Source organism: Aneurinibacillus uraniidurans (assembly GCF_028471905.1).
Lineage (GTDB): Bacteria > Bacillota > Bacilli > Aneurinibacillales > Aneurinibacillaceae > Aneurinibacillus > Aneurinibacillus uraniidurans.
In genome coordinates this window covers 2890319-2912616 of sequence record NZ_CP116902.1, presented here as the reverse complement: position 1 = coordinate 2912616, position 22298 = coordinate 2890319, and the positions used below count along the sequence as shown (strand labels likewise).

At 46.1% G+C, this 22298-nt stretch carries 16 protein-coding genes and 1 other annotated feature; of the genes, 9 read left to right on the top strand and 7 right to left on the bottom strand.

The genetic code is table 11. The annotated features are described in order from the left end of the window. Positions 1-5: 5 nt before the first annotated feature. Both PO771_RS14540 and PO771_RS14535 read right to left on the bottom strand, forming a co-directional pair. Positions 6-1517 carry a hypothetical protein gene (locus PO771_RS14540; RefSeq protein WP_272560410.1) on the bottom strand — a complete coding sequence of 504 codons (1512 nt, stop codon included), beginning with the start codon at positions 1515-1517 and terminating at the stop codon, positions 6-8. A gap of 100 nt (positions 1518-1617) precedes the next feature. Next, on the bottom strand, positions 1618-2697 hold the full coding sequence (locus tag PO771_RS14535) for an isocitrate/isopropylmalate family dehydrogenase (protein ID WP_272560409.1): 1080 nt from the start codon (positions 2695-2697) through the stop codon (positions 1618-1620). Between the two features lie 333 nt (positions 2698-3030). Here PO771_RS14535 and ytxJ point away from each other — a divergent pair, with 333 nt between their 5' ends. Continuing rightward, positions 3031-3351, top strand: coding sequence for a bacillithiol system redox-active protein YtxJ (gene ytxJ, locus PO771_RS14530; protein WP_272560408.1), 321 nt, complete (start codon positions 3031-3033; stop codon positions 3349-3351). A gap of 273 nt (positions 3352-3624) precedes the next feature. Here ytxJ and PO771_RS14525 read toward each other — a convergent pair whose 3' ends face one another. After that, positions 3625-5781: a cell division protein FtsA gene (locus PO771_RS14525; RefSeq protein ID WP_272560407.1), complete on the bottom strand. Its 2157-nt coding sequence runs from the start codon at positions 5779-5781 to the stop codon at positions 3625-3627. 178 nt (positions 5782-5959) lie between these two features. On the opposite strand from PO771_RS14525, the gene PO771_RS14520 reads away from it, so the two are divergent. The 3 genes from PO771_RS14520 (at position 5960) to PO771_RS14510 (ending at position 8997) form a co-directional block, all read left to right on the top strand. Continuing rightward, on the top strand, positions 5960-7054 hold the full coding sequence (locus PO771_RS14520; protein ID WP_272560406.1) for a bifunctional 3-deoxy-7-phosphoheptulonate synthase/chorismate mutase: 1095 nt from the start codon (positions 5960-5962) through the stop codon (positions 7052-7054). Between the two features lie 209 nt (positions 7055-7263). Continuing rightward, complete coding sequence (gene ccpA / locus PO771_RS14515) at positions 7264-8292, top strand: catabolite control protein A (RefSeq protein ID WP_272560405.1); 1029 nt, start codon at positions 7264-7266, stop codon at positions 8290-8292. A gap of 12 nt (positions 8293-8304) precedes the next feature. Further along, positions 8305-8997: a 5'-methylthioadenosine/adenosylhomocysteine nucleosidase gene (locus tag PO771_RS14510; protein ID WP_272560404.1), complete on the top strand. Its 693-nt coding sequence runs from the start codon at positions 8305-8307 to the stop codon at positions 8995-8997. Between the two features lie 55 nt (positions 8998-9052). Here PO771_RS14510 and PO771_RS14505 read toward each other — a convergent pair whose 3' ends face one another. From PO771_RS14505 to PO771_RS14495, 3 genes are all read right to left on the bottom strand, one after another. Next, positions 9053-10210 carry an acetoin utilization protein AcuC gene (locus tag PO771_RS14505; protein WP_272560403.1) on the bottom strand — a complete coding sequence of 386 codons (1158 nt, stop codon included), beginning with the start codon at positions 10208-10210 and terminating at the stop codon, positions 9053-9055. Next, positions 10207-10857, bottom strand: coding sequence for a CBS and ACT domain-containing protein (locus PO771_RS14500; RefSeq protein ID WP_272560402.1), 651 nt, complete (start codon positions 10855-10857; stop codon positions 10207-10209). Before PO771_RS14500 ends, PO771_RS14505 begins: the two co-directional genes overlap by 4 nt. Positions 10858-10929: 72 nt before the next feature. Beyond that, positions 10930-11562 (bottom strand): GNAT family N-acetyltransferase, encoded by a 633-nt coding sequence (locus PO771_RS14495; protein WP_272560401.1) that lies wholly within the window; start codon positions 11560-11562, stop codon positions 10930-10932. A 235-nt stretch (positions 11563-11797) separates the two neighbouring features. On the opposite strand from PO771_RS14495, the gene acsA reads away from it, so the two are divergent. After that, complete coding sequence (gene acsA / locus PO771_RS14490) at positions 11798-13516, top strand: acetate--CoA ligase (RefSeq protein ID WP_422665012.1); 1719 nt, start codon at positions 11798-11800, stop codon at positions 13514-13516. A gap of 53 nt (positions 13517-13569) precedes the next feature. Here the strand turns inward: acsA and PO771_RS14485 are convergent, their stop codons facing one another. Next, positions 13570-15963 carry a transglycosylase domain-containing protein gene (locus tag PO771_RS14485; RefSeq protein ID WP_272560399.1) on the bottom strand — a complete coding sequence of 798 codons (2394 nt, stop codon included), beginning with the start codon at positions 15961-15963 and terminating at the stop codon, positions 13570-13572. Between the two features lie 118 nt (positions 15964-16081). Then, positions 16082-16297, top strand: a binding site (T-box leader). Between the two features lie 52 nt (positions 16298-16349). On the opposite strand from PO771_RS14485, the gene tyrS reads away from it, so the two are divergent. The 4 genes from tyrS to PO771_RS14465 all read left to right on the top strand — a co-directional run bounded on the left by tyrS (position 16350) and on the right by PO771_RS14465 (position 22229). Then, entirely contained in the window at positions 16350-17615 is a 1266-nt protein-coding gene (tyrS, locus tag PO771_RS14480; RefSeq protein WP_272560398.1) for a tyrosine--tRNA ligase, read from the top strand. Between the two features lie 156 nt (positions 17616-17771). After that, on the top strand, positions 17772-19328 hold the full coding sequence (locus PO771_RS14475; protein ID WP_272560397.1) for a sensor histidine kinase: 1557 nt from the start codon (positions 17772-17774) through the stop codon (positions 19326-19328). 128 nt (positions 19329-19456) lie between these two features. Next, positions 19457-21547 (top strand): methyl-accepting chemotaxis protein, encoded by a 2091-nt coding sequence (locus PO771_RS14470; protein WP_272560396.1) that lies wholly within the window; start codon positions 19457-19459, stop codon positions 21545-21547. A gap of 28 nt (positions 21548-21575) precedes the next feature. Beyond that, complete coding sequence (locus tag PO771_RS14465) at positions 21576-22229, top strand: response regulator (RefSeq protein WP_272560395.1); 654 nt, start codon at positions 21576-21578, stop codon at positions 22227-22229. Positions 22230-22298 lie beyond the last annotated feature (69 nt).

The window sequence follows — 22298 nt, the reverse complement described above, 5'->3', positions numbered from 1 at the left end:
TCATCCTACTTTTCTGCAGGGTGGGCTTTCATCCATTTTTCTTTTTGTGTAATAAGATATGTCAGCGTATTGCTTGGATTTCCGGTAATCCGTGTAAATAGCGCCTGTGATTCCAGAAGGTCATCCCGTGTCAGCTTATAGTAATCTTCTCCTGGAAAGTAAGAAGTTAGAGTCGGGGTTAATGCATAGTAAAAGTTCGAATCTGGACGAATCCAGCGTGCTTTGGTTGCATCAAGTGCCGCTAAAAGAGTGAAAGCGGCTTCTTTTTTGCTGTTGTCTCCATCAGACAGATAGGCTTCAAACAAATAATTCATATTGGCTGCGAGATGGTTGAGGGACGTATGAGAAGTTTTGCTCATCGTAGAGCCAATATAGTCTGGAATAAAGCTGACGGTTCGTCCTGCGATCTGCCGCTTATATCGATCAACGTACGGGATGATGTAGGCATCGAAGCGGTGTAGCGATTGTGCGATTACAGGGTCAGGATACAGCTGCTGATAACGTAACAGGAAGGTTGCGTTGTCAGCGTTGCGCCGATTGTCCATATAGATATAATCAATGCCATACTCATGATAAAGCCACTGAGAACGTGGATAAGTGGGCCAGAAGCCGTCCGCATTCTGGGAAGCAGCACAGTAGGCAAGATGAGTAGCTATGTCCATAAATAGCGTACCATTTCCGCGGTTATCGGCATAATTGACAGCCCGCAGACCTTCACCATTCGCCGGATTGCGATAGTAGCTTGTGGGACTGGCAGGCTCATAATTGCTTGGGATGATGGAATAGGAACCATCCATATGTAGTTTTTGCTGGTTGGCAAACTCAATTTCAAGAGATGTATCTCGGGCGTCTTCATCTTCCCAGTTGAGCAGCCGTCCACTGGAGAAAGCTCCCCATGTTGTGGCGAATGTTTGGTTATCTGCTGGTAGCGGGATATGATAGGTCTGGTTAGCGCTTGACTTTGTTTCAGTCGCAATTTCTCTTCCAGGTTGTTCTTCAATCACGGTATGTGTCAGCGGACGGTACACTTCTGTGCGGCCGATTCGATAGGAAAGACGGGGGCCGTCTACATACACCGTGTTTTGAATAGAAGGAGAGAGACTGTGCTCGACAAGCCAGGACGCAGGCCTGCCCGGAACAAATGTATGTATGCTTTCAATGGTGGATTCGTGAGCGGACACCGATAGTGTGACTGTACTAGCATCATCTGCCTGATAATTCCGGGCAAAATACAACAAATCCCCATTGGCAAGCTTAATCGTTGTCAGACGAAAAAAACGGGAGTTTTGGCGATAATCACGATACGTATAAACCGCATTTTGATATGTTTTATATGTAATGACGGGTTTGACATGCTCCACCCAGCCGCTTAGCGTAAAGTGATAATCGGGCAGCAGGTTTCCGGTTACATTGTAAGACAGACGATAAGCATCTGTTCGCGTAATAAGAAATAGGATCGTTCCGAACATCATTAAAAGCAGAAGCAACAAGCATCCCATTTTTCTTTTGTTCCTCATGATTTCTCCTCCATGCATACAAATGCGGGTATGAGAAGACCCATCCGTCTTACGGCGGATGGGTCAGCCTGTTGTATATCTGGATGTTTATTGGGTACTATTAGAAGTTTTGCATTGTTGCCCAAACGTCAAGTTTAGTACGAACTTTTTTGATCACTTCATCAGTGAAGCCGCTTGTTGTTGCGCTTCCGCCAAGGTCGGATGTACGTGTACCTTCGCTTACAGCTTCGATTGTTGCTTCGTAGATCGCACGAGATACTGTGTTTGCCTGTGTTTCCTGGAAGTATGTGAGCAGGGATGCGCAAGCAAGAATCATAGCCATCGGGTTTGCAACGTTTTTGCCGAACAGAGTCGGAGCTGTACCGTGTGGAGCTTCCACCATAACAGCCTGTGTATTGAACTCATCATCGAAGCCCATTAGCACAGACTCAGCACCTGCAATTGAACCGAACATTTGCAGAACCAGATCACTTAAGCAGTCGCCGTCACGGTTCAGTGCCGGGATTACCATTGCATCTCCTGCAGAAGAGAGAAGCAGCGCATATGTTGCATCGATGAGTTGTGGCTCATAACGAACAGTCGGGTAGCGTTTGCTTACTGCATCCATTTCTTCTTTCAGCATGCCTTCGTATACTGGGCTAACTGTGTATTTCGGGCCACCGAATACTTTAGCATTTGTTTTTTGCGCATGACGGAATGCGAATTCAGCTACCGCACGGCAAGTTTTACGGTCGATTTTTTCTGTACGGAAAGCAACCTCGTCAATGCCTTCGCCTTCACGCCATTCTTTTGCACCGTATGCATCGCCTACTGCCATACGTACAACAGAGATTGGAGCGTATGCGCCAGCTACTGGGCGGATGCCAGGGATACGACGGCCTGTCCGAACGATAACTTTCCCGTCGATTTCACGGCGCAGGATTGCGTTCGGGCTACCTACTGAGCCTTTTTCTTCCGGTGTGATCGTAGCTGCTTTTAAACCAAAGCCGCATTCTTTCATTGCACGAGCAGCTTCATGTACGATTTCATTATTTGTTTTCACACGATTTTCGAGACTGAGATCATACGTTTTGAAATCAATATCAAATCCGATTACATCTGGTTGTAAAACGCGAAGCGCCTCATCAAGAAGTTCTTGTCCGGTCTGGTCACCTTGCATTACGACTACTGTTTTTTTCATGTTAGTCACCTCTTCTGTTTCTCATCCACTTTGTTAATTAAGACACACAGCATACTTATTATGCACGATTTAGTGAAATAGCTCAATTGATATTGACAAAATATAAAGCGAGAAATTCGAAAAAGTTTGGACACACTGAAAACAGCACACATATTTTTGACGGAGGACAAGAGAATGTTTATCCCCGTGTAAGGCGGGAGTACCTTACGTTATGCGCTTACAGCGGTGGTCAGGCAAACTGCACAATAGAGCAACTCAGCTATTTCCTAGACGGGTACAAACAGGTAATATGGGTAAAGAAGATCAGTATGATTTACGAGAGGAGATTGCGAGATGAAAGAACTAACAAACACTCAAGAACTTGATCAGTTTTTACAGGAAAACCCCGAAGCTATTTTGTTTAAACATAGCACTACATGTCCAATCAGCACACAGGCGCATGATGAGTTTATGAAGTACGCAGACAGCAGCGCAGCAAAGCCATGGGCGATCATAATCGTGCAAACAGCACGTCCGGTATCGAACGAAATTGCCGAACGTTTTGGGGTTAAGCACGAATCGCCACAGGTACTGTATGTAAAGAATGGAACTGTGGCATGGCACGCATCGCATTGGAATATCACGCAGGACAACTTAAGCAAGAACGCTGTATAATCAGGATGTTAAAAATGAAAAGAAGCTGCGGCGCAAGCCACAGCTTCTTTTTGTGGTTTTAGGTTTTATCAAAACATCGTGGGGGATGGTGGCAAAATGACATGACCTTTCTTTTCGCACCCAGCGTGTCTATGTCCGGGTGAACCAGACAGGTCATTGTCTCCATCATCGAAATACCCAGATGTTTGACCTGTCCACCCGGACATAGACTAAGCGGACAGTTTAGATTTCCCTGCCGAAAAGAACAGTCTGCATTTTGCCACTATCCCCCCACTACTCCCAACGAAATTCCAACACGTCTCCAGTATGAACCGGGTCCTGGAATGAAGCAGGTTCACCATTAATCGTCGTCACAAGTGTTTTGCCAGGATCAGAAGCATGGAGATTATCATCTACATAACGGAACGCATCACTGAATACAGGCTCGCGCTTAAAGCGCACCTTTACGACAATCTCGGCATCGGCGTGAATAGGATCGGACATCTCGACTCGTTCCCCGTCCATCAACACTTCCGTCTCGCTTGAAGGAATACGAATAACTTTGCCGTTAAACGTAATCGTTGTCGCAAGCTCTGTAATTTCTTCAGTTGGCAGCATCTCCTGGATGGAAGGAAGTCTTACTGCCTGACGGTCAAACATAATCCGGTCGCCACGGTGAATTGGGTCATCAAGTGTTACCGACTCTCCGTTAACAATAAAGGCGTATGGACAGTATGCATAGGTCATGGTCCGCCCATTAATCGTAAAAGCTGCCTTCTGAATGTCCATTTCTGCTCGAAGCTGATTCGCTGCAGACAGCACATCGCGCAGCGTATGTGGCAGATGAATCGTCACCTCATCTCGATCATTGAGAGGTGTGGTCCATTCTGCGCGTTCTCCGTTAATCGTGACGAACGGAGAGAGGGAGAGTGGTGTATCGTTAAGTGTTACGTCTAATGTATCTACATTGTCAGCCAGATCAATCGGACGGGCTGATGCAGTCTCTCCGTCTGTTCCGGCACGAAACGTAATTTGGTCTTCCGGCTGAACCGGTGTATCAAGATGAGTTTCCTCTCCATTAAGGAGCAGGGTTGGTGCGCTGCCGTGCGCACCCGGAATGATGCGCATACGTCCGTTAATATGTACGGTCATGGCGAGCCCTGGGCGGCCGTGCAGGCGTTTTAGATCAATACCTGCATACAGAAGCACATCACCAACTGTCATTTCTTTTAGATCAAATACACGCACCGGCTCGTCATTGAGATACACAGTCAAATATTTGATCGGATGTAGCTGAGCTGCTACTGCAATGCCGAGCGGTGTAACAAACTCTGGCCCGGATAACTCGTTCTTATCGGTGAAGGTTTGAATCGCTTCGGTGCCGCGTACTGCTACACGAGCAGCTGGAAGTTCCAGTAGTTCTGCCACTTTTTTCGTAAGATTCGGTGTCAGGCTTCCGCCACCAATCAACATGACAGCTTGTGGTACCTTGCCGTTCAGAGTAAGAATACGCTCGCTGATTAAGGAAGCGAGATGCTGAATGTCCGCATCAATTTTTTCAATTACTTCAGTGCTTGGACACTGATATTCCATACCGAGAATGTCGGAGAAGATAACCTCTTCTTCTGAAGATAGGCGTCGTTTCAGTTCTTCCGCAACATTAAAATCGAGGAGATATGCCTGACTTAGTGCATCAGTAATTTCGTCACCGGCCGTTGGCACCATGCCGTATGCACTCACTGTACCTTCTCCAGTAATTGCGATATCGGATGTACCGGCACCAATATCAACGAGGGCGACATTCAGACGGCGCATCGTTGATGGTACAAGTACATTAATTGCTGCGATCGGTTCAAGAGTAAGCGCGAGCATTTCAAGTCCGGCCCGTTTGAGCGCCGCGACTAGCGAATCGACAACGACGCGTGGCAGGAAGGTGGCAATCACATCGACTTTTGCTTCATGACCGCGCTGATCCATCAGGCTGCCGATGATCTGACCATCAAGTACGTAATTTACAACACTGTAGCCTACACAGTAATACTGGGTAAAATCATTGGCTTTATGCTGTTCTGCGAGAATATGCTGGGCTTGTTGTACAGCGGTCAGTTCAAGGGATATAATATCATTACGGGTGATCTGTCCTGCCCCTGTAATGTCACGTGCAGTTTCCATACGTTGTGTATGAAGGGAACGACCTGCCGCTGCTACAGCGACATGTGTCAATTTGACATTCAGTTTTTGCTCGAGTCGTTGTTTGACACGGCTAATTACATCAGCTACTGCCACAACGTCATGAATTTGACCATCGAGCATGGAACGCTCTACGTGTTCTTCACGTTCGTAGCCAAGCAAACGGAATTTGCCTGACGCATCTGGCTCGACAAGGAGACCGACTACGCTGCGCGTTCCGATATCAAGCGCAAAAATTTGATTAGTTTGTTCTTCACACATATCTTGCAACTCCTTCAGTTTTCGAACAGGGAATGTCGTATTATATTCGCGATAAAACGACTAAATCCTTTTATCGTGTGCAAAGAAAAGCTGACAAAGGCAAAAGAATAAGCTATAATACTCTTTAAAATATTTTGTGAAAATTATCTGATAATAAAGAACAAGAGGTGGAGAGAAGATGAGCAACGAAAAGCTGGAACAACTGCGTAGCAACCTTGACGAGGTGAATCTGGAGATTCTAGGACTAATCAACAAGCGTGCTGAGCTTGTTCAGGAAATCGGGAAATTGAAGTTAAAGCAAGGGGTTAACCGCTTTGATCCAGAACGCGAACGTCAAATGCTGAATCTCATTCTCGAGAACAACAAAGGTCCGTTTGAGGATAGTACAATCCAGCACTTGTTTAAACAAATCTTCAGTGCCTCTCTTGAATTGCAAAAAGACGACAACCGCAAAGCATTGCTCGTCAGTCGCAAGAAGAAGCAGGAAGATACGATCGTTAAGCTTGGACCGGTAGAAGTGGGCGGAAAAGAACCGCTGCTGGTTGCAGGTCCATGTTCCGTTGAATCATATGAACAAGTTCGTCAAGTAGGCGAAACGTTGAAGGCGAACGGCATTACGCTTTTACGCGGTGGCGCGTTTAAGCCGCGAACTTCTCCATACGACTTCCAGGGTCTTGGCGTAGAAGGTCTCAAAATTTTGCGTCGTGTAGCTGATGAACTTGGCTTAATCGTCGTGAGTGAGATTGTGACGCCAGCTGATATTGAAATGGCAGAAGAGTACCTCGATGTTATTCAGATCGGTGCACGTAACATGCAAAACTTTGAGCTGCTTAAAACAGCGGGCCGTGTGAAAACGCCGGTTCTACTGAAACGTGGCTTGTCTGCTACAATTGAAGAATTCATTCATGCTGCAGAGTACATCGTATCCGGTGGGAACTCGCAGGTTATGCTATGTGAGCGCGGCATTCGCACATACGAAAAAGCAACCCGCAACACGCTTGATATCTCGGCTGTGCCGATCCTAAAGCAGGAGACGCATCTGCCAGTATTCGTCGATGTAACACACTCTACAGGTCGTCGTGATCTACTGCTGCCAACAGCAAAAGCAGCGCTCGCTGTCGGTGCAGACGGTGTCATGGTCGAAGTGCATCCAGACCCGGCTGTTGCCCTGTCCGATGCTAAACAGCAGCTTGACATTCCACAGTTCAATGAATTCCTCACAGGATTGCGTGCATCCGGTCTCTACCATGAGAATGCAACGATCGTGCGATAGGACAAATAGACTGTATAAATCATGTGCGTTCATGCAAGCCGTCGGGACCTTCCGACGGCTTTTTTCACGTACTATATCGCGCATATCTCCTCGTGCTTTTTTATATGACGGACAATTGTATTTCAGAGCATTTTGTAATATGATAAATGAAAAATTATGAAAACGACTGAAAACCATAATGTGGTAAAAAGCGGTAGGAGGAGTTAACTTTGCCAGTAACTATCTATGATGTAGCGCGAGAAGCTGGAGTATCAATGGCAACCGTGTCCCGTGTTGTCAATGGCAATCCGAATGTGAAACCATCAACTCGAAAAAAAGTGCTGGGAGCAATTGAGCAGCTGGGCTATCGACCAAATGCGGTAGCTCGTGGCTTAGCAAGCAAGCGTACGACAACAATTGGCGTTGTGATCCCAGATATCGCAAGCCCGTTTTTTGCTGAGCTAGCACGCGGGATTGACGATATTGCCAGCATGTATAAATACAACATTATTTTATGTGATTCGGACGAACGAATTGAACGTGAACTGCATCTGACAAATACGCTGCTCGAGAAGCAGGTAGATGGAATTATTTTCATGGGCCGGGAGATTACCGAGAACCATATGCAAGTGTTTACAACCGCTTCTGTACCGATTGTACTGGCCGGTACGAAAGATCCGACAGGACAGCTTCCGTCTGTCGATATTAGTCATTACGAAGCTGGATACGATGCGACCCGATTTTTGCTGGAGCGCGGGCACAAACGCGTGGCGATGGTAACCGGTCCACTTGTTGATCCGCTTTGGGGCATGCGCCGATTTGAAGGGTATAAGAAAGCGTTGGACGAAGCAGGAATTATGCTTAAGGATAGCTATGTATATAATGGAGATACTCATTATGAATCTGGGATCGCAGCGGTGGAGCAGTTCCTCTCACTTGTTGAACAGCCAACTGCGATTTTTGCGGCGAGCGATGAGATGGCTGTCGGAGTCATTCATGGTTTGCAGGACCGGGGACTGCGTGTGCCGGAAGATATGGAAGTGATCGGGTTTGATAATATTCGCCTGGCAGAGATGGTGCGTCCGCGTCTGACGACGGTTGTGCAGCCGATGTATGATATTGGAGCGGTTGCGATGCGTCTTTTGACCAAATATATGAACAATGAGAAAGTCGAACATCATATTGTGCTGCTGCCGCACCGCATAGAGGAGCGCCAATCTACACGGGCTGAAGCAGATCATAATAACGATACGGAATAAGGGGAAGTAACGATGAAAATTGGAATTATTGGAGCGATGGACGAAGAAATCGCCTTGTATAAAGAAGGTATGGAGCTGATAGGAGAGACACAGAAAGCGGGCATTACGTATTACGAAGGAACATGGGAAGGTAAACAGGTCGTTCTTTGTAAATGCGGTGTTGGGAAAGTCAATGCCAGCATCTGCACGCAGATTTTGATCGACGCATTTGGAGTTGATTCGGTCATCTTCACCGGTGTAGCAGGCGCCCTGCATCCTGACCTTGAAATCGGGGACATTGTCGTCTCAACGGACTGCCAGCACCATGATATGGACGTAACACCGCTTGGGTTTCCGAAAGGGGTTATTCCGTTTACAGATGTATCGATATTTGTAGCGGATCCGCAGCTGATTGAGGCAGCTGTAAAAGCAAGCGAGCAAGTGTCTCATAGTAAAACACGGACAGGCCGCATCCTCTCAGGCGACCAATTTGTCGCCAATCGTGAACTTGTGCGTGACCTGTACGAAACGATGCACGGTTCCTGCACCGAAATGGAAGGCGCAGCTGTTGCGCAAGTGTGTCATATGAACAAAGTACCTTTTGTCATCATCCGGGCTATGTCCGATAAGGCAGACGGCTCCGCACATGTCAACTTCCCGGAATTCACGAAACTTGCTTCGGAGCGTTCGTTCCATATTGTGAAGAATATGCTTGCACATCTATAAAAATAAGGAGGCTGTTCCGTTCGCCATGTTCTGGCTTTGGAACAGCCTCTTTCTTTTACCCTTTTGGACAATAAAGCAGTGCTTTTTCAACCGTATTCTTGTTTTTGGTCGTAATCTCTTGACGGCGTGGAATCGCCGGGAAAATTCCTTCTGGATCGAACATTGTTGGTGCAAGCTGTACCGGACTTTCTGTCTGATACTTATCAATCCATGCTTGCGGAATTCGTGTATCCTGTGGAACGACCTGTCCAGACAGTTCGGCCCACAATAAACTCCATGCACGTGGGACAACCCGCCAAATATCATACCCACCTCCGCCTGTGGCAATCAGGCGACCATCGCAAAGCTCGTCCGCGAGATCACGGGCAAGACGCGGAATTTCCTGATAGATGCGCATCGTCGTCGAAAGGTGAGTAAGCGGATCAAACGTATGTGCATCACAGCCATTTTGCGTCAAGATAATATCAGGCTTAAAACCGCGTGCAACAGTAGGTAAGACCTTGTAATACGTTTCTAACCACGAATCATCTTCCGTAAACGCATCCAGCGGGACATTTACCGAGAAGCCGTAGCCTTGACCGTCTCCTCGCTCGGTAATGTTGCCGGTGCCAGGGAACAGATACTTACCAGTTTCATGGAAGGACAGGGTAAGCACATTCGGATCATCATAAAAAGCCCACTGCACACCATCACCATGGTGTGCATCCGTATCGATATACAATACGCGTGCATCATATTTCTGACGCAGATAGGCAATGGCAACCGAGCAGTCATTGTAAATGCAGAAGCCAGAAGCACGCCCACGGAACCCGTGGTGCAGCCCCCCGGCTAGATTGACAGCGTGCTGGTATTCGCCGGACATCACAAGCTCGGCAGCACGCAATGTACCCCCGACTGCAAGCGCTGTTGCTTCATGCATATTGACAAACGCCGGGCAGTCTTCGGTCCCGATGCCGAAGCTTGCGGCAATTGCGGGTGTTTGTTCGGAATGCCCCGCTTCTTTTACAACCTCAATATACTGACGATCATGGATGAGGGCTAACTCGTCATCTTCTGCCATACGCGGTGCGACGAAATCACCATCTTCGAGCAGATTCATCATCCGCAGCAGATCAATCGTCATCGCGATGCGTTTCTGGTTGAATGGATGGTCATCATTAAAATTGTAGTTTAAGTAGTCGTTGCTATGAATAAAGGCAGTTTTTCTTTTCATGACAATTCCTCTAACTTCCGAGGCCAGACGATATGATAACCAGCCTCTTCGATTTTGTCAGTTACATGGCGCGGATTAATGGTCTGTACACGAAATACCAGATTCTTTTTTCCAAGATGTTTTCCAGGGAAAACGAGCACACTTGTGACACTGCAGCTCGCTTCTTTGAAAATTTGGGAGACGTCCGCTAGTATACCAATCTGATCGTCTACTTCTATTTCGATGTGAGAGCTTGGGTAATGTACACCCATTAATTCGACAAGTGTATAAAGAATATCCGTTTCCGTTAAAATTCCGATCAGTTCATCACCATCAGTGACAACAGGAAGAGAACCGATCCGGTTATCATAAAGAGCAAGCGCAGCTTCTTCCACAAAATCGAGTGGATGAGCGGTAATGACATCTTTGCGCATAATAGCGGATACGGCTGTATTCATGATTTGATCATCATCGTCATGTGGTGCACTAATAATAGAGGGACATGCATCTCGTACATCGCGATCTGAAATAATGCCAACCAGCCTGCCATCTTCCACAACGGGAATATGGCGAATGCGGTATTGATGAACTTTCAGCAGTGCAAGACGAATGGAATCCGTCGGTGCAACCGTAATCACGTCACGCCTCATGATATCTTCCACAAGCATGGTACAATCCTCCCCTAGCTCTCTTTTTATCTATCATTTTATTCCATATTGAGGGGGAATAGAAAGAAATTTTTAATACATAGCACGATTTTGAAAACGAATGCGATCAAAAGCCTCCATAGAGTCTAGCGAAATACGTGATCCGATGCGGGCCATCATACAGTTAGCTGGATGAGAGCAAATCTCTGGATCATCTGTTGCAAACCACTGCAGACCGACAGATGCCATTACTTTCTCCATGATTTTACGGTAAGCCCATACATCAAGTCCGGTTCCCTTCAGATCCCAATGCCAGTAATATTCGGTTGTAAATACAATATAGTCTTCCATTGCATCGTCGCGGAAAGCAAGTGCAAGCATGTCTTCTCCCACATGCTGATGGCGGAAGTGAGAGGATACCTCAATGGCTCCGAGTTCAAGAAGGTTGTCCATATTTGCCTGTGACCAGCGTTCCATCGGGTCGGGATATAGAAAGGTAACATACCCGATAATGGTCTCCTCATGGACAGCGAGAATGACACGACTTTCTGGAAGATTGGCGATGTTTGCCAGTGCCTTTTGCTGTTCATGTGGCCTACGGAATGCTTTCAGTCCTTCATCCATGGAGAGAGAAAGAATGCGTTCCGGTTTAACCGGTCCTTCTAGTGTAAGTGTTCCAGATGACTTCTCGCAGGTTAACTCATAATATGTTTTATAATGGTTCATTATTCTCCACACCTATCTCTGTAATATAACAGTTGTATCTGTTATTACCATATCACAAAAGCAAAGGAAAAATCGTTAATTTTCACTGAATAATTCCAGAAAAAGCTAGGGATTGCCAATAAGACAGACTATTTGATATAATCTAAAACAAGAAAGGGCTTTCATAGAAAGGAATATGTAGTCCACGGAATAAAAATATAGTAATAAGGGAGAGGAGCTTGGTTTGATGAATGAGATGATCCAAAAGAAAGTGTTTCCGGTTACAGGTGAAGGATACAACATGCCAGCATACGAGGAAGCATACAAGAATTTTTCGTGGCAAGATGTAGAAAAGCAATTCAGTTGGTATACAACAAATAAAGTAAATATGGCGTATGAAGTAATTGATCGCCATATAGGAACCCCTCTCGAAAACAAAACGGCTCTTTATTACAGTGATGCATCACGGGACGAACAATATACATTCCAAGAGTTGAAAACGCTTTCTGATAAGTTCGGGAACGTGCTTCGCAAATACGGCATTCAGAGAGGTGACCGTGTATTTGTTTTTATGCCGCGTACGCCGGAGCTTTATGTAAGCGTTCTCGGTACGATTAAAGTGGGTGCGATTGTTGGCCCGTTATTTGAGGCGTTTATGGAGGGGGCGGTACGCGATCGTCTTGAAGATAGTGAAGCAGTAGCGATCATCACGACACCGGATCTTCTGTCCCGTGTTCCGGTTAGTGAACTCCCGGCACTTAAGCATGTCATTCTGTTCGGAGAAAATGGCGAACTTGCAGAAGGTCAGATTAGTTATGAGAAAGAAATGGAGCAGGCTTCTGCTGATTTTGAGATTCAATGGGTAGACCGGGAAGATGGTCTCATTCTTCACTATACATCCGGCTCTACAGGCAAGCCAAAGGGAATTCTCCATGTACACAACGCGATGATCCAGCATTATCAGACAGCGAAGTGGGTGCTTGATCTTCAAGATTCCGATGTATACTGGTGCACAGCAGACCCAGGCTGGGTGACTGGCACGTCCTACGGTATCTTTGGTCCATGGCTCAATGGTGTAACGAATGTGATTCGCGGTGGCCGTTTTACTCCACAGGACTGGTATTCTACAATTGAGAAATATAAAGTTACGGTATGGTACAGTGCGCCAACTGCATTCCGCATGCTGATGGGGGCGGGCGATGAGCTGGTGAAGCAGTTTAATCTGTCGAGTCTGCGCCACGTGCTCAGCGTAGGAGAGCCGCTTAATCCAGAAGTCGTATATTGGGGCGCAAAAGTTTTTGATAAACGCATTCACGATACATGGTGGATGACAGAGACAGGTGGGCAGTTAATCTGTAATTATCCAACCATGGATGTGAAGCCAGGTTCTATGGGTAAGCCATTCCCAGGCATTGTAGCAGCGATTGTTGACGATGAAGGAAATGAACTGCCGCCGAATCGTATGGGTAATCTGGCAATCAAGACCGGCTGGCCGTCTATGATGCGCCGTGTCTGGAATAATCCAGCTAAATATGAAGAGTACTTCCGCTTGGAAGGCTGGTATGTATCGGGTGACTCGGCTTACATGGATGAAGAAGGATATTTCTGGTTCCAGGGTCGCGTAGATGACGTAATTATGACAGCGGGTGAGCGGGTTGGTCCGTTCGAAGTAGAGAGCAAGCTTGTCGAGCATCCGGCTGTTGCGGAAGCTGGTGTTATCGGTAAACCGGACCCTGTACGCGGCGAGATCATTAAGGCCTTTATTGCGCTGCGTGATGGTTATGAACAATCAGAAGAACTGTTAGCAGAGATTCGCCAGTTCGTAAAAGTTGGTCTTGCTGCACACGCAGCTCCGCGTGAGATTGAAGTGCGTGATAAGCTGCCAAAAACACGTTCCGGTAAAATCATGCGCCGTGTACTGAAAGCATGGGAGCTTGGACTGCCAACAGGTGACTTGTCTACGATGGAAGACTAAGAGCAGAAGAGGAAGTATAAAAAAGAGACCGGAATCCCGGTCTCTTTTTTTGCTTATTGCTCAGTTTTTGTAGCTTCTTTTTTGTGCTCTGTTTTTTTATCGTCAGGCTTAGCGGTTGAGTCGTTTTTGTGTCCTGGCTTGGATGTGACCGGTTTATCTGGATCTTTCGGACGTGTTTCCGAATTTTTCTCGGTAGTGTTGGAACCGTCTGTTTTTTGCTGCTCTGGATCTTTGGCAGTATCTGTACCATTCGGTGTTTTGACATCCGTATTCGTTTTGTCCTGACTATTCGCAGTATCCGGTTTGGTCTCTTGTTTTTTCGGCTCTTCCTTTTTCCCGTATGAACTCGGATTGTGGGAGGCGGCGAGGTCAGCATTATAGATTCCTTTGTCTGCTGCACCGTCTGGTCTTCCCATTACGTTTTCAACAGGAGAAAGCTGTGGATTAGTACCAAGTACTGAACTGAAAATTTTCCCCCAGATTTTTTGAGCATCTTCAAAAGAACTTTGATACAACTTGTATTTTTTGTCGTACCCAACCCATACACCAAGGGATATGTCTTTCGTATAGCCGACAAACCATTTGTCTCGCTCATCCTGCGTTGTTCCAGTTTTACCCGCTACATCGTGGCCGTTGATAGAACGGAGTACGCGTGTACCTGTGCCGCTTGAGATAACATCCCGGAGCATATCGGTTACAAGCAAGGCTGTTTGTGGCGAGAATACGGGAACAGGCTTCGCTTTGTGTTCATATACGACTTCGTGGTCACTATTTTCAATGCGTTGGATTAAATACGCATCGACAAATTGTCCTTCGTTGGCAAATGTGGCATACGCATTCGTCATCTCTTCTACAGAGATCCCATATGTAAGGCCGCCAAGTGCACTTGGTAAGTAATAATCACTATCTACAAGCGAAGTTACCCCCATTTTTTTCACGTAGCTAAGCGACTTGCGAACGCCAGTTTTGAAATAAACTTTAACTGCAGGCACGTTGCGGGACCACTTCAGCGCATCGCGTACCGTAACAGGGCCTTTAAACGTGTTATTCGCATTTTTTGGTGTATAGCCACCTGGGAAGACCGTTTCTTCATCCACTACCGTTGAACTTGGTGATACGATGCCTTCTTCAATGGCTGGTCCGTATACGGCAAGCGGTTTGATTGTAGAGCCCGGCTGACGAAGTGCCGTCACATGATTTGTTTTTTCTGTTTCAAAATTACGGCCTTCCATCATGCCGAGAATTGCACCAGTCTTGTTGTTGATGAGAATTCCGCCGACTTGTTCAGGCATAGGCTTGCCGTCAATGGCTGGCCGATCTGGTCCGAAGTTCGCGGGATTTGCTGCGATTTGCTGCATTTTTTCATACACATTTTTGTTAATGGTCGTGTAGATGTGGTACCCGCCCTGGCGTACAGCAATCCGTTTTTCCTCGACAAGCTTGTTGAACGATTCTTTTTTAAGATCCGGATTTTTGGCAATGTCCTGTTCAACGAGCAGTTCAGCGGCCCGTTGTTCAATTTCCATCATTAAATATGGGTACTTCTCAAATGCTTTGCGCGATGGTTTAGCTAAGTGTGCCTCAATATCGTACGCAATCGCTTCATCGTATTCTTGCTTTGTAATTTTTCCGTTTTCTAGCATGCGGCTCAATACAAGCTTCTGTCGCTCTTTGCCGAGTTTAAGACCATTTTTCTTGATGTTCTTAAATGGAATGTACGAAGAAGGAGCTTGCAGCATCCCGGCTAGATAGGCAGCTTGTGGAATGTTCAGGTCTTTCGCATCAACCCCAAAAATCCCCTTGGCTGCAGCCTGTACGCCATATACATTAGAACCATTCGCATTTTTGCCGAAATACATCTTATTGATATAGGCGTCAAGAATTTGGTCTTTCGTAAACATGCGTTCTACGCGCAAAGCGAGAAACATCTCGCGAAATTTTCGCTGCATTGTTTGCTCAGGCGAAAGAATCGTTTGTTTAACGAGCTGTTGGGTCAGTGTACTTCCCCCGGTCTGAACTGGAGCGCCGGTGATCTGCTGGATGCCAGCCCGAGCAATCGCAGATGGGACAATACCCTTGTGTTCATAAAAATATTTGTCTTCAGTAGAAATAATGGCATCAATCAGGTGAGGCGATACCTCTGTGTGTGAGACAAGGCGCCTGTCTTCTGTTGTAATAAGCTGACCAATAAGCGTCTTGTCTGCAAAATATGCGAAGCCGGTTAAGTTGTTTGTTGAGATTTTTTGATGAATCTCATCGTAACTACGAACCGGATCGTCTTTAACAAGCGACGCGACATAGCCGGCCGCTGCTGCACCGGCAAATAGAACACCCATAAAAAAGAGAATGGTGCCGATCTGCAATACAAGTAGAATGCTTTTCCAGGCACTTTTTTTCTTTTTCTTCGGTTCTTCGGGCGTGTTCGCAGAACCGCTTTGTTTATCCATGGAATTCCCCCTTACCTATAACAGGAACATTATATCATAAAGACGTTTCATACGGATAAAGGTTGCTTTTCGTGACGATTTTTCGTTATGATGGGAGTAACAGTTATGATTATAGCTATATGTCACAGTGAATGCACCGCAGTAGCAGTCTGTATAAGGAGCATCAGAGAGCCGATGGAAGCTGCGAATCGGTCCTTGCAGACAGGTGAAGTACAGTGCAGGAGTGATTCCGCCGATTAGGTGGACGGGCGCATACCAGCGGCCGTTATCAGATGAGTGGAGGACAGGCTTGTCCTCAAGTAAGGGTGGTACCGCGAGCTAGCTCGTCCCTTTTTGGGGGCGGGCTTTTTTTATTTTTATCTAACTTATGATTGCGAGGGAAAAAAATGAGTCAAGAGCAAACAAAAATTGTACTGACAGATGAGCAGAAGCAGGAAGTTGACCGCCAAATGGCTATTATCTGCCGTGGTGTGGCCGAGATCGTGCCGGAAGAAGAAATGCGTAAAAAGGTGGAACGTTCGGTAGCAACTGGCGTACCATTGAAAGTAAAGCTTGGACTTGATCCGTCCGCACCTGATATTCATGTTGGACATACGGTAGTGTTGCACAAGCTACGCCAGTTCCAAGAGATGGGTCATACGGTGCAGATTCTCATTGGCGACTTTACGGGCCGCATCGGTGACCCGACCGGCAAGTCAGAGACGCGCAAGCCGCTGACAGAAGAAGAAGTAAAGGTGAATGCGGCGACATACGTGGAACAGTTCGCCAAAATTCTTGATATTGATAAAATCGAAGTAAACTACAACAGCACATGGCTGGCACCGCTGACGTTCGCTGATGTTGTAACACTGGCGGCTAAAACAACTGTAGCACGCATGCTTGAGCGCGATGATTTTGAGAAGCGCTACACGAACAACCTGCCGATCAGCATTCATGAGTTTTTCTATCCGCTTATGCAAGGCTATGATTCCGTGGCACTTGAGAGTGACGTTGAGCTTGGTGGAACAGACCAGAAGTTTAATCTGCTGATGGGACGCCAGTTACAGAAAGAATACGGTCAGGAACAACAGTGTGCGATTACGATGCCAATTATTGAAGGGCTTGATGGCGTACAGAAGATGAGCAAAAGCCTTGGCAACTATATCGGCATTAGTGAAGCACCGAACGAAATTTACGGCAAAGCGATGTCAATTCCAGATGAGTTGATGGTCAAATACTACGAGCTGGCAACAGATATCACACTTGAAGAACTGACCGAACTACAACAAGGGCTTGCCGATGGTTCCATCCACCCACGCGATGCAAAAATGCGTTTGGCGCGTACGTTCGTACAGATGTATCACGGTGAGGAGGCTGCCAATGAAGCAGAGAACCATTTCAAAACGGTATTCCAGCAGCGTGCTCTGCCGACTGATATCCCGGAAAAAGAGGTAGCGATAGCTGAACTCGAGGATGGCAAGCTGTGGATTGTAAAACTATTGTCTGTACTTGAGCTGGTGCCAACGAACGGTGAAGCGCGTCGCATGGTGCAGCAGGGAGCTGTCAAGATTAATGAAGAAAAAGTCGAGTCGGTTGATGATCATGTAGCCGTAGAAGATGGTATGATTGTACAAGTCGGCAAACGAAAATTTGCAAAAGTGAAATTGGGCTAGGAAAGTAGGAGATCTGTCATAATTGGGCAGGTCTCTTTTGCATATAATGGCGAGAAAAGTCGAATGGATTAGGGAGAAAGACTTTCTTTTTTGCTAATAGACTACTAAAATGAAGAAATAGAATAACAACAGATTTACAAAGAGGGAGTTCTCATAATGAATGAAATCCTGGTAAAAAGGCAGGAGAGAAAAACAGGTATATGGATAGGGATGGGGGTTATTATTTTTCTTATCATTAACTTGCATCCTATGCATCATTTTTCGTTTTATGATCGATCACACTTCCTTGTCTCACATACTTCTTTAGAATTTTTCAGTATCTTTGTTTCTTTTTCAATTTTCATGCAGGCATGGCTGACGTATTCGCATAATCAAAATCGAAGCTATTTCCTAATTGGTATTGTGTTTTTATGTGTAGGAGTATTCGATCTTCTCCATACGTTTGCATTTAAAGGAATGCCTTTTTTTGATGAGAGATATGCGGTGGCGCGGGCGACCTGGTTATGGATTGCAGCACGAACGACAGAAAGTATCGGACTTACGTTTATTCTCTACAAAGATTTTAATAAGGTTTCTTTTTTGCAATCGCGAATCAGATTGTTACTTTTTGCTTGTGTATATATGGCGTTTGTCCTCATTGCGGTTGCTTATTTCATCACGGATTTTCCTTTACTTGTAAAAGAGGGACAAGGGGTTACGCCGCTGAAGCTTATCCTTGAATACTCGATTAGTCTGCTTCATATTGGCAATGTCGTTTTGCTCTGGAGGTATTATAAAAAGAATAAGAGTGGCGACCTGCTTGTTGTGATGACGGGTATTTGCTTTATTTTGATTGGCGAGGTAGCGTTTACGCTCTACAAAAAAGTGGATGACATTGAGAATTTAGTTGGGCATGTATACAAGTTTTTCGGCTACTTCTTTTTGCTGAAAGGCATCTTCTACCCACAGTTCCAGCAGGTGTATGAAGAGAAAGAAGAAGTGGAGATAAAATGGCAGGAAACGGCAGAGAAATTGCAAGAAAGCGAGAAAAAAATGACGACGTTAGTTATGCAGGCTCAGGAAGATGAGCGCAAGCGTGTATCACGCGAACTGCATGATGGAGTCGGACAGGCTTTATACAGCATCATTGTGAGATTGAAAATGACGAAGCGGGGCATAGAAGATCAGCAGATGAAAGAAGTGTTACAGGATACCGAGAGCATGGTAGGGCAGGCGATGACAGAAGTGAAAGAGATTGCAACACAGCTCCGCCCGAGCACTCTTGATGATCTTGGGCTTATTCCGGCACTTCGTTCTTACATCACTCGCTGCCGTGAGACATATCGAATTCAAATTACGCTGCAAGTAGATGGCATTCGTGGGCGACTTGCCCCGGAAATTGAAACCGCATTATACCGCATTTGCCAGGAAGCACTTACGAATGCGGTAAAATATTCGGGTACAGATGTAATCGATATTACCCTGATCCACAAAGATGAGCATATTCATATGACCGTACAAGATTATGGATGCGGCTTCGATGCAAGTCGTATTTTCAAGGAAGGTGGCGGTGGAATTGGTATGTTCAGTATGCAGGAACGTGCTACTTTGCTGCATGGACAAGTAGTCATTCGCTCGCAGCAAGGAAGTGGAACTTCTATTCACACCTATATCCCGGTTAGGGAAAACACGTATGTACCGATGGCTGATTATGAATCAGCGGGGATAAAGTAGGGAATATGCAACTGTGACATAGGGAATTATCCCGAGGGGATGTGGGGAGTACCCTTATGGAAGATTGTTCCTAATTTTGTGATACTCTCCTTATACACGATTTTACAGTGGATGAGGAGATGGGAAATATGAGATTGCGAGCCAAAATACTTCTGATGATTATGAGTACAGTCACCATTATTGTCGTATCGATGATCAGTCTAATTGCAATGGAAACGAGAACAAAAGCGATTGCTGAATCAGAGAATCTAGCTATGTCGATTGCTGCTGAAAAAGCTGCACAGGCCGAAAAGACACTTAATAATAGTCTGAATATTTCTAAGACAGTGGCTCAGACATTTGAAGGCATGAAAAAAGCAAACATCGTATCCCGTGATGCATATAATGCTGTTCTGCAAGATGTGCTTAAGCAGAACAGTCAGATCCTTAGTATTTATACAGTATGGGAGCCGAATCAGTTGGATGGCAGAGACCGAGAATATGCAGGGAAGGCAGCGCATGATCAGACTGGACGCTTTATTCCATATTGGACACGTCAGGGAGGTCATATAGCTGTAGAAGCATGTACTGGTTATGCGAATGAGAAGGATGGCCCGGATTTTTTTATTCCAAAGCACACTGGCAAGGAAGTGCTGCTTGATCCGTATGTTTATTCAATAGCCGGCAAGGATACGCTCATCACAACTGTTTCGGTCCCAATTATACTAGATGGAAAATTCCTCGGGATCGTTGGTATTGATATGTCACTTGAATCCTTACAGCAGCAAAACAAAGCTGTAAAGATTTATGAGACCGGGTTTGGGGCAATTCTCTCTCATAATGGGACATATGTTGCCCACCCGAAGCAGGAATTAGTAGGGAAAAATGTACGAGACCGCAAAGATGTAAAAAACCTGCCGCTTATTATTAGCGCTATCGAGCAGGGAAGAGTGTATGAAGAGTTTGATAAAGAGGCGAATATTTTCCGTACGATACTTCCGATCAAAACCGGACAGGAAGAAAACTCCTGGTCTTACGTTATTAATGTTCCGACAGATGAAGTACTAGCAGACTCGAATGAAATGCTGTATACCATCGTAGTAGTGGGCGCAGTGGGCCTGCTTATTCTAACACTCGTAATTATATGGATCATACGTAGTCTTACACGTCCCATTGAGCAGGCTGTACAGCATGGGGAGAAGTTGGCAGCGGGGGATTTTCAGACGGACGTACCGAAGGAACTAGTACAGCGTCCCGATGAGATTGGAGATATGGCACGTGTATTCGATCATATTACGTTGAGTATGCGTGGCATCATTACAGAGATTAAGCAAGGTGCAGACGCTGTTTCGCAGTCAGCTGGGCAGATGTATGTGGTAGCAGAAGAAACGACACAGGCATCGCAGCAGATTGCGGAATCGATTCAGCAAGTAGCGAGCGGTGCGGAGGTGCAAACGAGAGCATCAAGCGAAAATTCTCATGCAATGCAGGAAATGACGGTGGGCGTTCAGCGCGTCGCTGATGCCTCTTCTATGATCGCCAGTACGTCAGTAGAAATGAGTGAACAGGCACGAAGTGGACACGAATCGGTCGTACAGGCAGTCAAGCAGATGAATTCAATCAAATCAGGCGCTCATCATACGTATGCGGTCATGGCAGAATTGCAAAAGGATTCCATGAAGATTGGGGAAATCTTGCAGTTAATTGCCCGGATTTCTTCTCAGACGAACCTTCTGTCGCTCAACGCTGCAATCGAAGCGGCACGTGCTGGGGAGGCGGGGAAAGGATTTGCAGTCGTAGCCGGAGAGATTCGCAAGCTGGCTGATCAAACTGCTTCATCGGCTGAGCAAATCCAACGTTTGATTGAAGCGATTCAGGAGCGAACAGAGGAAGCTGTGCATGCTACGGGAGCAGGTATTACGGAAACCGAGCAAGGAATGCAGACAGTTCAGGAAGTCGGGCGTATATTTGATCATATTCAGGCCTCCATTGAAAGTGTTTCGCTGCAGATGCAGGAGATGTCAGCGGTAGCACAGGAGATGTCAGCAGGTTCTGAACAAATTATGGCTTCTGTCGAGGAGATGGCGCACATTGCGACTACATCGTGCGATATGTCGCAAAACATCGCATCCGCATCCGAAGAGCAGTTCGCATCGATGGAAGACATTACGGAAACAGCGGAAGCATTGAACCGTCTCGCAGGGGAATTGAACAGCTGTATTGGAAAATTTGCAGTATAGTCAGTACAAACCGTCAGGGGGAGTAGGGATGAAAATTCGGGTGTTAATTGCGGATGATCATACGATTGTACGTTCAGGATTAACGATGCTGATTAATGCGCAGGAGAATATGGAAGTGATTGGAGAAGCGTCTGATGGGGCGGAAGCAGTTCAAAAGGCGCTTCAGCTTAAGCCTGATGTAGTGCTGATGGATTTAAATATGCCCCCCGGGCAAAATGGACTCGTCGCAACCGGGCATTTGAAAGAGGCAGCACCTGAAATTGAGATTTTAATTCTGACAATGCATGACGATAGTGAATATTTGTTCCGTGTGCTCAAAGCCGGGGCATCCGGCTACATTTTGAAGAATGCAGATGATATGGACTTGCTTCAGGCGATAACAACGGTATGTGGTGGGCAGGCATATTTGTATCCGAAGGCAACTAAGTCACTCATTGAGGATTTTTTGAATCGGGTTTCGCTCGGGGAAAACACGGATCAGTATCAGCAGCTGACCGCACGGGAGCAGGAAGTATTGACGTGGATTGCCAAAGGGTATTCGAATAAGGAGATCGGAGAGTTACTTCACCTATCAGTCAAAACGGTTGAGGTACATAAGGCCAAAATCATGGATAAGCTCCAGTTGAAAACACGGCCTGAACTTGTACGTTATGCTTTTACAAAAGGTTTGCTTGATTTTTGAGAAGCCCCTGCGGCTTCTTTTTTTTGTGTGTTTGTGCGAATTAGGGAATTTGGCAGAGACTTGTAGGGA